Below are 13,580 nucleotides of genomic sequence, written 5' to 3' on the forward strand. Positions count from 1 at the left end.
GTCAGGCAATTTCGGGAGAAGGCGATGCGGACGCGGATCAGCTGTGCGGGCAAAATGGCGGGGGCTGCTCTCCTGGCGCTCGCGCTTTGCGCGTGCAGTTCTCAAGCGCCGGAGCCAGCGCCGACGCCGACCACCTACGACATCGACAAGGCGGACCTCTCCGCGCCCGAGCCCGGGGACATCTGCCGCACTCGCAATGCCGCCTTTCTGCGCGATGTCCTCTTGCAGATCAGCGCGGTCTTGCCTTCCGGCAGCCGCGGCCTCGATTTCCGGAAGTTCCGGGTTGATCAGGCGGACAATAAGGGCCTGTGGACGGCTACGGTAGGCTTCCAGGTTGGCTTGCCCGGCGAACCCGCACAGGCCATGCACGCCGTTGCTTCGTTCGATCCGGAAGACTGCACGACCGGGGAATGGTCGGTCCGTGATGGAGGGACGGGGGAGGCCTCGGAAAGATGACCTGGAAGATAGGTCCGAGGGCCATCGCCCTCGGGCTCCCCGAATTGTTGACCTCACCTTTCGCGCGCCGCCCTGGCGGAGAAAGGTGAGGTCGCCGAGGCTGGGGTCCAAGGGGTGATGACCCCTTGAAATTGTTCTTTCGTCCTTACCCTAGCGGAATTGTCAGGCGCGCGGTCAGGCCCTCGACGCGGCCTTCGGCACTGTGCCGGTTGGCCAGCGTCAGCGATCCGCCGTGCTGATCCGCGATGGCGCGGGCAAGCGCAAGGCCCAGGCCTGCTCCCCCGGTGGCCGAATTGCGAGAAGGGTCGCCGCGGGTGAAGGGATTCATCATGCTCTCGATGGAATCGTCAGGTATGCCCGGTCCATCGTCCTCGATCAGGATGATCGCCTGCCCGCCGTCCTTGCCGAGCGAAACACGGGCGGTGTTGCCATAGCGCAGGGCGTTGCCGATGAGGTTGCGCAGCGCGCGCCGCAGCCAGGTAGGCCGCAGTTCGAGCGCCATCCGGCAGGTCTCGCCCAGTTCCACCGGCTCGCCCATGTCTTCGTACTCCTCGACCACCGAGACGACGAGGGCGGAGAGTTCGGTGCGTTCAAGCGGGTCGCTCGGACGGCCCACGCGCGCCAGCGAAAGGATATCGTCAAGGGTGCGCACGATGTCCTCGATGGTTGTCGCCATGCGCGCACGTTCGATATCGTCCTCGACGCTCTCGATGCGCACACGCAGGGCTGCGAGCGGGGTCTTGAGGTCGTGGCCGATGGCGCCCAGCATCACGTCCTTTTCATCGAGCAGGTCGACGATGCGGGTTTCCATCGCGTTGTGGGCAAGGATCAGGCGCTGCATGTCGTCAGGACCCGACACGGGGATCTGTCCATCGAGGTCGCGCGCCACGGCGAAGTCCTCGACCCGGCGGGTGAGCGCGGCGAGTGGACGGGTCATGCGGCGAAGGATGAAGGTCACCGCCGCCATCAGCACGGCGTAGATGCCCAGCGTCTGGAAGATCAGGGGCATGAGCAGCAGGTTCATGGCGCGCGGCGAGAGCACGCGGGTGACGAGCCATTGGTCCTGCCCCTCGAGCTGTACGCCGACGACGATCAGGTGGTTGTCCAGGATCTCGTCTATCTGTTCCCGGGCCATACCGTGGTGGCGGGCGTGTGACAGGAACCGTTCGCTGGCGCGATCGTCGTCCCCAAGGCGGCGGTGGACGATCACGACACGCTCCACCTTGAGCGATTGCTCACCCAGGATCTGGGCCAGCTTGCTTTCGGCATGGCCGTCGCGCACTTCGCTGGCCGTGTTGGGCGCGGAGGAGGTGGTTTCGAGCGGGAACCCGCGTGGGCGCGGGCCGCCGAAGGGCGCACGGTCAGGCGGCTCGGCGCCGCGCAGCGCTTCGCGTCCGCGGGTTTCCATGACTATGCGGAAGGCCGCCACGTTGAGCATGCCGGTCTCGTAGCTATCGCGCTGGGCGCTGTAGACGAGGAAGGCGCTCAAGGACTGGACGAAGAGCAGGGCCACCGCCACGGCGAGCAGCATCTGTCCCATCAGACTGCGGGGAAGGAGGGCTTTCATTCGTCTTTCAGCGCCACCCGCTTGACGTCGGCGGCGAGCATGTAGCCGCCGCCCCAGACGGTCTGGATCAGCTGCGGATTGCGGCTGTCGATCTCGATCTTGCGGCGTAGGCGGCTGACCTGATTGTCGACCGCACGGTCGAAGAGGTGGGCCTCGCGGCCTTGTACCATGTCGAGCAGGCGATCGCGGTCAAGGACCTGGCGGGGATGCTCCAGGAAAGCCATGAGCAGGCGGAATTCGACCGAGGAGATCGCGACGACCGCCCCGTCCGCGTCGGTCAGGCGGCGCTTGAGGGGATCGAGCGTCCAGCCCTCGAAGAGAAAGGCCTCGTTCTCGGGGGCGGCAGGCACGCCGCGCGCTGCACGGCGCAGGACCGAGCGGATGCGGGCGACCAGTTCGCGCGGTTCGAAGGGTTTGACGACATAGTCGTCGGCGCCGATCTCGAGCCCGACGATGCGGTCGGTCGCCTCGCCGCGCGCGGTGAGGAAGATCACGGGCAGGTCCTGCGCCTCGACGAGATGGCGGCAGAACGAGAGCCCGTCCTCTCCCGGCATCATGATGTCGAGAAGGACGAGATCGGCCTTGTGGTCGCGCAGGAAAGTGCGCGCTTCGGCGGCGCTGCTGGCCTGGGTAACGGTGAACCCCTGGCGCGAGAGGTAATCGCCCAGGGGTTCACGCAGGGCCGCTTCGTCATCGACGAGAAGCAGGCGGACAGGCGCGGTGTCGTTCATAGCAATCCTTCGTTCCGCGCCCGTTCGTTACTTGGCCGAGCCTTCGGCCTTACGGGCCTTGAACTGGGCGCGCATCTTTTCGTGAGCCGCCTTGCGCTCTTCGGGGGTGATCTGTCCATCCTTGTCGGCATCGACCATGTCGAAGTGCTTGAGCGCCGCGGCAACAGCTTCCTCGCGAGTGATGGCGCCGTCCTTGTCGGTGTCGGCCATGCGCATCATCATCATGCCGCCGCCGTGGCGCGGGCCATGGTGACCGCGGCGCATGTGGTGCTTGCCGTGCTTGCCATGACGACCCTTGCCGTCGGCGCGCTCACCACGCTGGCCACGTTCGGCGCTCATGAATTCGTTCTTGGAGATCGCGCCGTCGCCGTTGGTGTCGAGCTTCTCGAACATGCGGGTGCGGCGTGCAGTCTGGCGCGCCTCGCGGTCGGCGGCGTCGATCTTGCCGTCCTTGTCGACGTCCATGCGGGTGAACATCGCCTCGGCCGCGGCCTGCGCTTCGGCGCGGGTGACGATGCCGTCCTTGTCGGCATCCATCATCGCGTGGCGGGGGCCGCGCGGCGCGTCGCCCTGCGCGTAGGCCGCGCCGCCAAGGGCGAGACTCGCCGCAGTGAGGCCAAGGGCGATAGTCTTGAAGCGGGTGGTCTTGAAGGTGGGGGTCATGTCCGGTCTCTCTTTCCTTTGGTTTCCCAAATGCGAATGGATCGAAAGTCGCGGCGGGCCTGGAAGGGAGGGGCAACCGCCCTGCTGCGACTTTCTGATAGCCGTTTTAAGGGACCCTTGTCGCGCAAGTTTGCCAGTCAGCCTGTCTTTTGTCGCCAATTGTCTCGGTCTGACAGACCCGTTCACACAGGCGCAAGAAGAGGAGAGGATCAGTCACACGGACGGCGCTGTGTGCCATGCCTCGGGGTAAGGAAAAGGGCGGTAGCGAAGCGTGCGACATCGGCGGTGTGCCAGACTCCGGCGGGGATGATGACATATAGTCCCCTGCGCGCAGGTCCTCGCGGATATGGCCCCCTTGGCGCTTTCCCGGATTAACAACAGCTTTTCAGCGAGGCAGGACCTAGGCTTGGCCTCCCGGTCCCAGGGGAACGGGCGTGCGGCCAGGTTCACGGACAAGCCGTGTCATGACGAGGTCTTTTTTCCAATACCGTCACCTGCCGGGAGGGAGGGCTCGGCGGCTCAGAGCGGCGCGCACTGCTCCTCCAGCCAGGTCTTTGCCGCGCCATCCAGTCGCGGACCGATCAGTTCATTGACGCGGGCGTGGTAGGCATTCCACCAGGCCTTTTCCTCTTCGGTCAGCAAGGCCGTATCGACCAGGCGTTTCTCGATCGGGGCGAAGGTCAGCGTTTCGAAGCCGTAGAACTCACCTTCCGCCCCCGGGATCGCGCGCGGGACGACGAGCACCAGGTTCTCGATGCGGATGCCGTATTCGCCTGCCTTGTAGTAGCCTGGCTCGTTGGAGAGGATCATACCCGGCAGTAGCGCCTGCTCGGTGCCCGGCTGGCCGCCGCCCGACTTGGCGATGCGCTGGGGACCTTCGTGGACGCCCAGGAAGCTGCCCACCCCGTGCCCAGTGCCATGCGCATAGTCGAGCCCGGCCTGCCACAGCGCGTGGCGGGCGAGGATGTCGAGCTGGCTCCCGGCCGTGCCCTTGGGAAAGAGCACGCGGTCAAGCGCGATATGGCCCTTGAGAACGCGGGTGAAGCGCTCTTTCACCTCGGCGCTCGGCTCGCCCGGACCGATCCACACGGTGCGGGTAATGTCGGTGGTACCCGCCGGGTACTGCCCGCCCGAATCGCACAGGAAGACTGAGTTCGGCTCCAGGGTGAGGTTGCTCTCTTCGGTCACCGCATAGTGGGGCAGCGCGGCGTGGGGGCCTGCGCCGGAAATCGTGTTGAACGAGGTGTCGCGAAGATCGCCGCTCTCCTGCCGGAAGCCGAGCAGCCTGGCGGCGGCCGAAAGTTCGGTGACCTCGCCCTTGGGACCTTCGAGAGCGAGCCAGTGGAGGAAGCGGGAGACTGCCGCGCCGTCACGCTCCTGCGCGTCGCGGTGCCCCTGCTGCTCGACCGGGTTCTTGATCGCCTTGGGCAGCACAACTGGGTCGCGCGCCTCTATCACCGTGGCGCCCGCGTGGTTAAGCGTGTGGGCAATCGCCACTACAGCGTTGTCGGGATCGAGCGCCACGCGCTTGCCAGCCAGGCACTCAAGGCCTGCGACGAAGCCTTCGCGTGGGAGGATCGAGACCGAGTTGCCCAGGTGCTGTTGCAGCTGCGGCGTCACCTTCTCCTCGGCGATGAAGAGGTCGGCGGTGCCATCGGCATGGGCGATGACGTAGGACAGCGCGACGGGGGTGTGCTCGACGTCCGAGCCGCGGATGTTGAGCAGCCAGGCAATCGAATCGAGCGCGGTAACGACTGTTGCATCGAGCCCGCGCTTCACAAGTCCTTCGGCCAGAGCCGCGCGCTTGGCCTCGCTTGATTGTCCGGAAAATTCCTCGGCGTGGACAAGCGCAGGGGCCGGGGAGGGGAGGGGCTGATCTTCCCACACGGCATCGATGGGATTGCCCTCCACGGCGACGAGCTTGCCACCCTTTGCCGCGATGGCCGCATCGACGCTGCGCGTCCAGTGCGCGGTGTGCAGCCAGGCATCGTAGCCGATTACGGCGCCTTCGGGCATGTGCTCGGCCAGCCACTGCGCGTGGCTGGTCTGGGGCACGCTTTCATAGGCGTAGAAGCGGGCATCGACCTGCTCGCGCACCTGGATGGTGTAGCGCCCGTCGGTGAACATGGCGGCGGCCGGTGTGCGGGCGGGGTCGGTGAGGACGATGGCTGAGCCCGCCGATCCGGCAAAGCCGGTCAGCCAGGGCAGGCGCTGGGCATAGGCGCCCACGTACTCGCTCATGTGCTCATCGCAAATGGGCACGACGAAGCCGTCGAGGCCGCGGCGCTTGAGTTCCTGGCGCAGCGCGTCGAGGCGCGATTCATGGGTGTTCATCAGCATTGTTTTGATGTCCGGCTTGCGGGAGTCATGGTGCACACATAGATGCAGGGCATGGCAGATTCCACCCAGGCACCCGTTTTGGCCCCCGTCGCGGCCAAGAAGCCCCACTCCTTCACCCACCACGGCATCACGGTCCAGGACGATTACGCCTGGCTGCGCGACCCCGGTTATCCCGAGGTGACCGACGCCGAGGTGCTTGCCCACCTTGAGGCGGAGAACCGCTGGTTCGAGGCGCGCATGGCCCCGCACCAGGAGCGCATCGACGCGCTGTTCAAGGAGATGCGCGCGCGCATCAAGGAAGCCGACAAATCGGTGCCGCAGAAGGACGGCGACTACCTGTACTGGATCGAGTTCGAGGAAGGTGCGGAATACAAGAAGTGGTGGCGCAGACCCGTCTCGGGAGGCGCGGACGAACTGATCCTCGACGAGGTGGCGCTGGCCGAGGGAAAGGAATACTTCCGCCTCGGCGCGCTTTCGCTGAGCGCCAACGGCAAGCTCCTCGCCTACTCGGTCGATGACAACGGTTCGGAGCGCTTTACCGTGCGCATCAAGGACCTCGCGACCGGCGAGCTGCTGGCCGACGAGATCCCGGGTACGCTCTCGGCGCTGGTCTGGGTGGCGAAGGACACCGGCCTTGTCTACTCGCTGGCAAACGAGCAGTGGCGCACGGACAACGCGCGCCTTCACTGGCTGGGCACACCGCTCTCGGACGACGTCGAGATCTACCACGAGGACGACGAGGGCTTCCGCGTCGGCTCTTCGCTCTCGGCCAACAAGAAGTGGCTCATCATCGGGACCAGCGACCATGAGACGAGCGAGGCGCGGCTGGTGCGCGCCGATGATCCGCTGGGCCCGCAGATCCTCGTCAAGGCGCGCGAGAAGGGCGTGGAATACGACGTCGACGAGCGCAACGACGTCCTGTTCATCCACACCAACGACACGCATGAGAACTTCCGCCTCGCCACCGCCTCGATCGATGCGCCAGCGGCCTGGAACACGCTCATCGAAGGGTCGGACGATTTCTACCTGACCGGCGTTGATCTCTTCCGCGACTTCTTCGTCGTCGAGGGGCGCGAGCGCGGGCTCGACCGTATCGCGGTCCACTACTACGACGATCCGAATCGGATCGAGCCCATCGACTTCCCCGAGGCAAGCTACTCGGCAGGCCTCGGCAACAATCCCGAATGGCACGTCGAAACTCTGCGCCTGTCCTACGAATCGATGGTGAAGCCTGCCTCGGTGATGGATTACGACGTGAAGGCGAAGACGCTCGAAACGCTCAAGGTTCAGGAGATCCCCTCGGGCTACGACGAAGATCTCTACGCCACCGAGCGCCTCGAAATCGCGGCGCGCGACGGCACCTTGATTCCCGTCTCCATCGTCTACCGCAAGGACCGCGAAGGGGCAGGGCCGCTCCACCTATACGGCTATGGCGCCTACGGCATCTCGATCGATCCGGGCTTCTCGACCTCGCGCCTCAGCCTTGTCGATCGCGGCTTTGCCTTTGCCATCGCGCACATCCGCGGCGGCGATGACATGGGCCGCGCGTGGTACAAGGCGGGCAAGCTGGAGCGCCGCACCAACACCTTCACCGACTTTGTCGACTGCGCGAAGGGCCTCATCGAGCGCGGCTACACGCAGGCGGGCAAGATCAGCATCTCGGGCGGCTCGGCGGGCGGCGAATTGATGGGTGCGGTCATCAATTCCGATCCGGAGCTGTGGGGGGCGGTTGTGGCTCACGTCCCCTTCGTCGACGTGCTGGCGACGATGCTGGATGAGACGCTGCCGCTTACTCCGGGGGAGTGGCCGGAATGGGGCAATCCCATCACCGACAAGGCGGCCTTCGAGCATATCGCGAGCTACAGCCCTTACGACCGCGTCGCGGCGCAGGCCTATCCGCCGTCGATGGTGACGGCCGGGCTCAACGACCCGCGCGTGACCTACTGGGAGCCGGCCAAGTGGGTGGCACGCCTGCGTGAGCTCAAGACCGATGGCAACGAGCTGATCCTCAAGACCAACATGGGGGCTGGCCACGGCGGCAAGTCGGGCCGATTCGAGAGCCTGAAGGAAACCGCCGAAGAGTTCGCCTTCATCCTGTGGCAACTGGGTATTGAGGGCTGAGCACGATGGCCGAGCCGTTCACACGCAGCTTCGAGGCAACTTCGGAGCACATTGACCAGCTCGGCCACGTCAACAATGCGATCTGGGTGCAATGGATGGAGGAGGTCTCCGTCGCCCATTGGGAGGCGGTCGCCCCGCCAGAACACCAGGCCGCCTATGTCTGGGTCGTGACCCGGCACGAGATCGACTATCGCGGGAACGTCCACGAGGGCGATCGCGTGACCGCCACGACCTGGATCCCCGATCCGCCCAAGCGCGCGACTTTCGACCGCTGTGTCGAGTTTCGCCGTGAGGGGGAAGAGGAAAAGGGCAAGGTTCTCGTGCGCGCCCGGACAACCTGGGCAGTGATCGAGGTCGCTTCGAGGCGGTTGGTGCGGATCCCCGAGGAGGTGGCCGCGCCCTTCTGGAACGGCTAGCCGACTAGCTGATCAGCCGACCAGTTCCAGGCGCGTGGTCGGGAGGGGCTCGATGGAGACGTTGCTGCGCACGCAGTCGCGCCCGGCCGCCTTGGCCGCGTAGAGCAACTCGTCACAGGCCGTGTAGGCCTCGGTAAACGAAGGTACGTGCGCGGGCGAGGTGTCCGGGCGATAGACACCCATGCTGGCGGTGACCAGCTTGCGTAGCCCTGCATGCTGCTTGGCGACCCGGCTGGGAATGGCCTGGCGCAGGCGTTCGGCGCGTTCCAGCGCGTCCTCACCGCGCAGGAGGAGCAGGAACTCCTCGCCGCCCATGCGCACCGTCAGGATGTCTTGGTCGTCCGTCAGCGCCTCTGCCACGGCTCTCAGAACCTCGTCCCCGGCGGCGTGGCCATGGGTATCGTTGATCGCCTTAAAATGGTCGATGTCAAGCGCGGCCATGGTGTGGAAACCGGTGCGGAAGAGCGTGTCGAACTTTTCCTCGATCGCGCGGCGATTGCAGAGGCCGGTGAGCGGATCGTGCAGCGCAAGATTGGCCTGGAAGCGCGCTTCGGCCAGGGCATGGTCGCGTTGCAGGCGGATGGTCATGATCCGTTCCGCTACGCCCAGCGTGGTCACCGCGACCTCGAAAGCAATCGCGAAGTGCTGCTCGACCATTAAGCCAAGCGGCGCGTCGGTCAGCCCCAGGATGGAGAGGTTGCGCGCGATGCCCAGCAGCATGAGCGGGGTCCAGCCCACGATCTGGAAACAGACGAGGCGGCTGCCCCGCAAGGCTGCGAGCACGATCGTGGCGAGCAACGTGGCGATGATCGGCAGGAACGACATGTAGTAGAGCGGCGCGACCGAGGGCAGCAGCACCCCGTCGGCAAGGAAGTAGTAGGCGCTCCAGAACAGGAACCAGGGGCAGAGCAGTTCGACGGCAAAGCGCTGGCGTGCGCTCAGCGTTTCGGGTTCGATCAGGCCGATAAAGAAGCGAAGAGTGGCGATGACCATGAACGCCCAGCTCAAAGTCGAGAGCAGGCACACTTCTGTGACCGAAAGACGCACGAAGCGGTTGATGAGACCGCTGCTGACGAGCGTCTGGGTGAGCATCGCAAGGACGGCTGCGGCATGCCAGAGGATGAAGCGCTGGCGCAGGATCCGGAAGAAGACGAAGTTCAGGATCAGCGGCATCAGCATTAACCCGCAGAGAGCGGCCAGGATCAGTTGCCGGTTGCCGACCGCCATGGGGGATGCGCGCGCGCCGATCTGTGCGTCGGAGAGGAGGCCGATATGGCGCGGTCCTGTTACTTTCAGGACATAGGCCTCTACCGGCCCGTCAAGGCGGGGGAGCGCGGTGTACATCTGCCAGCGCGTGGTGGAGAAGTGCAGGGCGCCGGGCGGGATCTGGCGCGTGACGTTGCGGCCATTGGCCCCGATCGCGGTGATCGACAGGCTGCGGTAACGCGTGAGTCGGGTGGTCAAAACGGCATCTTGGGGAAGTTTGCGTCCGGCGACATCGATGCGCACGAAGCTGGCCTGGCTCCCGCTGACTTGCCAGTTCGAGTGGCTGCAGTTCCAGGCTGCGCGGGTGCGGGCCAGCCAAGCGGGGGGCGTGTCCGCAGGGGCCAGGGCGTGGCACCGCGATTGGGCGGGGAAGTCATTGGCCGCCTGGGCGAATCCCGGAATCACTCCCGCGAAGAGGATCAGGAGACAGAACAGGAAAGGCCGAGCCCGCGGAAACATACACTGTTTCTTGGACCCGGCCTCTTCAAGATAAGGTTAATGTGCGCGCAATTGAACTCTACGCAAGCAGCTGCGAGACGGGCGTGTAATCGTAGCCCAGTTCGGTCGCGACCGCCATGTAGGTGACCTTGCCGGCGTGGACGTTGAGGCCCTCGGCAAGGTGTGGATCGCGCGCCAGCGCGCCCTTCCAGCCCAGATTCGCGATGGCAAGCGCGTGGGGCAGGGTCACGTTGTTGAGCGCGTAGGTGCTGGTGCGCGAGACCGCGCCGGGCATGTTGGCGACGCAGTAGTGGACGATGCCGTCGACCATGTAGGTCGGGTCGTCATGCGTGGTCGCGTGGCTGGTCTCGAAGCAGCCGCCCTGGTCGATGGCGACATCGACAAGGACCGCGCCCTTCTTCATCGTGCCCAGCATTTCACGCGTGACGAGCTTGGGAGCCGCCGCGCCCGGGATCAGCACGGCGCCAATCACGAGGTCGGCATCGGCCACGCTCTCAGCCAGGTTGGCAAGGCTCGAGAAGCGGGTCTTGGCGCGCGCCTCGAAGTAGTTGCCAAGGCGTTCGAGCACCTCGGGGTTGCGGTCGAGGATCGTCACGTCCGCGCCAAGCCCTGCGGCCATCTGCGCGGCGTTGAAGCCGACCACGCCGCCGCCGATGACAGCGACCTTGCCCGGCATCACGCCCGGAACGCCGCCGAGCAGCACGCCGCGTCCGCCCTGCGCCTTCTGGAGCGCGGTGGCGCCCGCCTGGATCGACATGCGGCCCGCGACCTGGCTCATCGGCTTGAGCAGCGGCAGCGCGCCGCCAGGGCCGGTGACGGTCTCGTAGGCGATGGCGGTGACGCCCGACTTCAGGAGGTCCTCGGTTTGGGCCGGATCGGGCGCAAGGTGGAGGTAGGTGTAGAGTATCTGGCCCTCACGCAGCATGGCGCGTTCGGGGGCGAGCGGTTCCTTCACCTTCACGATCATGTCACAGCCTGCGAAGACCTCTTCAGCGGATGCGATGACCTTGGCGCCGAGCGCGCTGTAAAGTTCGTCACTGGCGCCAATGCCTAGGCCCGCACCGCTCTGGACCCAGACCTCGTGGCCATTGGCAACGAGTTCGCTGGCGCTCTCGGGGGTCAGGCCGACCCGGTATTCGTGGTTCTTGATTTCCGTGACGGTACCGACGCGCATGGGCAAACTCCCTCATCCGTGCCTGGAGTAGGTCCAGGCGCCTGATGACGTCAGCCTACAGGAGGGCTCCCGCAAAGTTCTACCTCATTTGCCCTTGCGATGGGCTCAAGTTAGAATAATTTCGCTCTCTGATTTCAGTATGTGGGAAAATTTTTCATGGATCGAACCGACCGAGCCTTGTTGAAGGCGCTTCAGGCCGATTCCTCGCGTTCGATTGCCCAGCTGGCTGACGAGGTCCATCTTTCCGCCTCGGCCTGCCACCGCCGCATTCGCGCGCTGGAGGAGCAGGGGCTCATCGCGGGCTACGTGGCGCGGCTCGATGCGCGCCGGATCGGGCTGCCGGTGGAGGTCTTCGTCGAGATCGCGCTCACTAGCCAGAGCAGCGAGGCGATGGACCGCTTCGAGCGTTCGGTGCGCGACTTCGACGATATCCTCGAATGCCACCTGATGAGCGGGGGTGCGGACTACCAGCTGCGCGTTGCGGCGGCCGATCTCGATCACTACGAGACGATCCACCGCGATTGCCTTTCGCGCCTGCCCGGGGTGTCCTCGATGAAGACCAGCTTCTCCTTGCGCCGGGTGAAACGCTTTGCGGGCTACTCGGTGCCCTGAGGCGCTTCGCGGCCGCGCCCGAGGTGGAGCGGCTCGGTGATGATGCGGTCGTGCGCCACGCGCAGGTCGCGCGCCTCGTGCTGGAGCGAGAGGCGCTCCTTGTCCATCTTGCGGTAAGTGCCCTCGGCGCGGTCGATGTCGTCGACCGAGAGACCAAGGCCATCCAGGATCGCGCGCGAAAGCGTGACCGCCGAGCCGAGCACCTCGCGCACGATGAAGCGTGCGGGGCTGTCCTTGATCTTGAGGAGTGAGCGGCGGTCATACACGCGTGCGTAGATCGCGGCTTGCGGGAAGGCAGTCTGGACCGCGCGCAGGAATGCGTCGTCGAGCTGCTCGCCGTCGATGCAGAAGGCGATGATCTGAGCGTCCGAGCAGCCCGCCTGACGCAGGAGGTCGAGCCGGCGTCCATCCCCGAAGTAGACCTTGGCGCCGAAGCCCTGGGCCACATCGATCATCTGGATATCGGTGTCGATGAGAGTGACGGCGATGTCGGCGGCATTGAGAATCTGCGCGACGGTTTGGCCAAAGCGTCCGTAGCCCACGATGATTGCGCTTGCCCCGTCGGCACGCGGGCCTTCGCGCTCTTCCCCGGCATGCCCTTGTGGGGCCTCGCGGAACCGGCGGGTGGCCATCATCAGGAACGGGGTGGCGACCATCGAGAGGGTGACGATGGCCCCGAACAGGCTGGCGGCCTGGCTTTCGATCAGCATGGCCTCGCTGGCCTGCGCAAAGAGGACAAAGCCGAATTCACCGCCCTGGCTGAGCAGGAACCCCAGCGCGAGCGCGCTGCGCCATTTCATCTTGAAGGCAAGGCCAAGGGCAAAGATGATCGCTGCCTTCGCCGCAATGAGGGCCAGCGCCATCGAGACCACGAAGAGCGGACGCTCGGCAATGGCCGAGAGGTCGAGCATCATGCCGACGGCCATGAAGAAAAGGCCCAGGAGGAGAGAGCGGAACGGCTCGACGTCGGCTTCGAGTTCGTGGCGGTAGGGCGAATCGGCGAGCATGACGCCCGCGATGAAGGCACCGAGCGCAGTCGAAAGGCCAAGTGTCTGCATCAGTGCGGCCGAGGCGATGACCGTGAAGAGCGCGGCAAAGACGAACATCTCGCGCTCGCCCAGGTTGCCGATGAGGCGGAACAACGGACGGATCACGAAGCGCCCGGCGGCGACGAGGCCGACGATGGCGCCAACGGTGAGAAGCGCAAGCTGCCAGCCCGGAGGGCCCTCGGGCAGGTTGGGGTTGCGGTTCATCGCCGCGATGATCGTGATGAGCGGGATGATCGAGAGATCCTGGAAGAGCAGGATCGCGAAGGCGCGCTCACCGAAGGGGCTGTTGAGGCGGCCAGCGCTTTGCAGCATGGGCAGGACCTGCGCGGTCGAGGACAGGCCGAGCGGCAGGCCCAGCGCGAGCGAGGCCTGAACCGTAAATGGCGTGAAACTGTAGATTATCGCCGAGATGGCAAGCCCGCACAGCGCGACTTGCAGGAAGCCCAGTCCGAAGATCTCGCTGCGCATGCGCCACAGGCGGCGCGGCGCCAGTTCGAGGCCGACGATGAAGAGAAGGAGCGTGATGCCCAGTTCGGCAAAGTCGATCTTGCCCTGCGCATCCCCGATCAGCCCGAGAGCATACGGCCCCAGGATTGCGCCGGCGAGCAGATAGCCCAGTGTCGCGCCCAGCCCCAGCCGGCGGAACAGCAGCACGAAGACAAGGGCGGTTCCCAGCAGGAAAAACCCTTCCTGGAGCAGGAACGCCTGGCCATGCTCTTCCATTGG

11 protein-coding genes are annotated in these 13,580 nt (G+C 65.5%); 4 read left to right on the forward strand and 7 right to left on the reverse strand.

All coding sequences use genetic code 11. The features are described from left to right. Window positions 1–24: 24 nt before the first annotated feature. A complete protein-coding gene (locus FMM79_RS16740) occupies window positions 25–456 on the forward strand; it encodes a hypothetical protein (protein ID WP_148628577.1) in 432 nt (143 codons plus the stop codon). A gap of 145 nt (window positions 457–601) precedes the next feature. On the opposite strand, the gene FMM79_RS16745 is transcribed toward FMM79_RS16740, so the two are convergent. From FMM79_RS16745 to FMM79_RS16760, 4 genes are all read right to left on the reverse strand, one after another. Next, complete coding sequence (locus FMM79_RS16745; protein WP_148628578.1) at window positions 602–2,023, reverse strand: ATP-binding protein; 1,422 nt, start codon at window positions 2,021–2,023, stop codon at window positions 602–604. Continuing rightward, window positions 2,020–2,754, reverse strand: coding sequence for a response regulator (locus FMM79_RS16750; RefSeq protein WP_148628579.1), 735 nt, complete (start codon window positions 2,752–2,754; stop codon window positions 2,020–2,022). Before FMM79_RS16750 ends, FMM79_RS16745 begins: the two co-directional genes overlap by 4 nt. Window positions 2,755–2,781: 27 nt before the next feature. Continuing rightward, window positions 2,782–3,417 (reverse strand): EF-hand domain-containing protein, encoded by a 636-nt coding sequence (locus tag FMM79_RS16755; RefSeq protein WP_148628580.1) that lies wholly within the window; start codon window positions 3,415–3,417, stop codon window positions 2,782–2,784. A gap of 519 nt (window positions 3,418–3,936) precedes the next feature. Next, on the reverse strand, window positions 3,937–5,757 hold the full coding sequence (locus FMM79_RS16760; protein WP_148628581.1) for an aminopeptidase P family protein: 1,821 nt from the start codon (window positions 5,755–5,757) through the stop codon (window positions 3,937–3,939). A gap of 51 nt (window positions 5,758–5,808) precedes the next feature. Here FMM79_RS16760 and FMM79_RS16765 point away from each other — a divergent pair, with 51 nt between their 5' ends. Together FMM79_RS16765 and FMM79_RS16770 are read left to right on the forward strand one after the other, a co-directional pair. Next, window positions 5,809–7,878 (forward strand): S9 family peptidase, encoded by a 2,070-nt coding sequence (locus tag FMM79_RS16765; protein WP_148628582.1) that lies wholly within the window; start codon window positions 5,809–5,811, stop codon window positions 7,876–7,878. A gap of 5 nt (window positions 7,879–7,883) precedes the next feature. Further along, window positions 7,884–8,294 carry a thioesterase family protein gene (locus FMM79_RS16770; protein ID WP_148628583.1) on the forward strand — a complete coding sequence of 137 codons (411 nt, stop codon included), beginning with the start codon at window positions 7,884–7,886 and terminating at the stop codon, window positions 8,292–8,294. A gap of 12 nt (window positions 8,295–8,306) precedes the next feature. Here the strand turns inward: FMM79_RS16770 and FMM79_RS21980 are convergent, their stop codons facing one another. Beyond that, the gene (locus tag FMM79_RS21980) at window positions 8,307–9,758 is read right to left on the reverse strand and encodes a diguanylate cyclase (protein ID WP_305778400.1); all 1,452 of its coding nucleotides are present in this window, start codon (window positions 9,756–9,758) and stop codon (window positions 8,307–8,309) included. Window positions 9,759–10,077: 319 nt separating this feature from the next. Continuing rightward, window positions 10,078–11,193 carry an alanine dehydrogenase gene (gene ald / locus FMM79_RS16780; RefSeq protein ID WP_148628585.1) on the reverse strand — a complete coding sequence of 372 codons (1,116 nt, stop codon included), beginning with the start codon at window positions 11,191–11,193 and terminating at the stop codon, window positions 10,078–10,080. A gap of 156 nt (window positions 11,194–11,349) precedes the next feature. On the opposite strand from ald, the gene FMM79_RS16785 reads away from it, so the two are divergent. Next, window positions 11,350–11,805 carry an Lrp/AsnC family transcriptional regulator gene (locus FMM79_RS16785; protein WP_148628586.1) on the forward strand — a complete coding sequence of 152 codons (456 nt, stop codon included), beginning with the start codon at window positions 11,350–11,352 and terminating at the stop codon, window positions 11,803–11,805. Here FMM79_RS16785 and FMM79_RS16790 read toward each other — a convergent pair. Next, the gene (locus FMM79_RS16790) at window positions 11,790–13,577 is read right to left on the reverse strand and encodes a cation:proton antiporter (protein WP_148628587.1); all 1,788 of its coding nucleotides are present in this window, start codon (window positions 13,575–13,577) and stop codon (window positions 11,790–11,792) included. The genes FMM79_RS16785 and FMM79_RS16790 overlap by 16 nt on opposite strands. Window positions 13,578–13,580 lie beyond the last annotated feature (3 nt).

The organism is Novosphingobium sp. BW1 (assembly GCF_008107685.1).
GTDB lineage: Bacteria > Pseudomonadota > Alphaproteobacteria > Sphingomonadales > Sphingomonadaceae > Novosphingobium.

Bases quoted from the DNA above. Each gene is read 5' to 3' on its own strand.
- FMM79_RS16740 (WP_148628577.1), top strand. From the start codon at position 25: ATGCGGACGCGGATCAGCTGTGCGGGCAAAATGGCGGGGGCTGCTCTC.
- FMM79_RS16745 (WP_148628578.1), bottom strand. From the start codon at position 2,023: ATGAAAGCCCTCCTTCCCCGCAGTCTGATGGGACAGATGCTGCTCGCC.
- FMM79_RS16750 (WP_148628579.1), bottom strand. From the start codon at position 2,754: ATGAACGACACCGCGCCTGTCCGCCTGCTTCTCGTCGATGACGAAGCG.
- FMM79_RS16755 (WP_148628580.1), bottom strand. From the start codon at position 3,417: ATGACCCCCACCTTCAAGACCACCCGCTTCAAGACTATCGCCCTTGGC.
- FMM79_RS16760 (WP_148628581.1), bottom strand. From the start codon at position 5,757: ATGCTGATGAACACCCATGAATCGCGCCTCGACGCGCTGCGCCAGGAA.
- FMM79_RS16765 (WP_148628582.1), top strand. From the start codon at position 5,809: ATGGCAGATTCCACCCAGGCACCCGTTTTGGCCCCCGTCGCGGCCAAG.
- FMM79_RS16770 (WP_148628583.1), top strand. From the start codon at position 7,884: ATGGCCGAGCCGTTCACACGCAGCTTCGAGGCAACTTCGGAGCACATT.
- ald (WP_148628585.1), bottom strand. From the start codon at position 11,193: ATGCGCGTCGGTACCGTCACGGAAATCAAGAACCACGAATACCGGGTC.
- FMM79_RS16785 (WP_148628586.1), top strand. From the start codon at position 11,350: ATGGATCGAACCGACCGAGCCTTGTTGAAGGCGCTTCAGGCCGATTCC.
- FMM79_RS16790 (WP_148628587.1), bottom strand. From the start codon at position 13,577: ATGGAAGAGCATGGCCAGGCGTTCCTGCTCCAGGAAGGGTTTTTCCTG.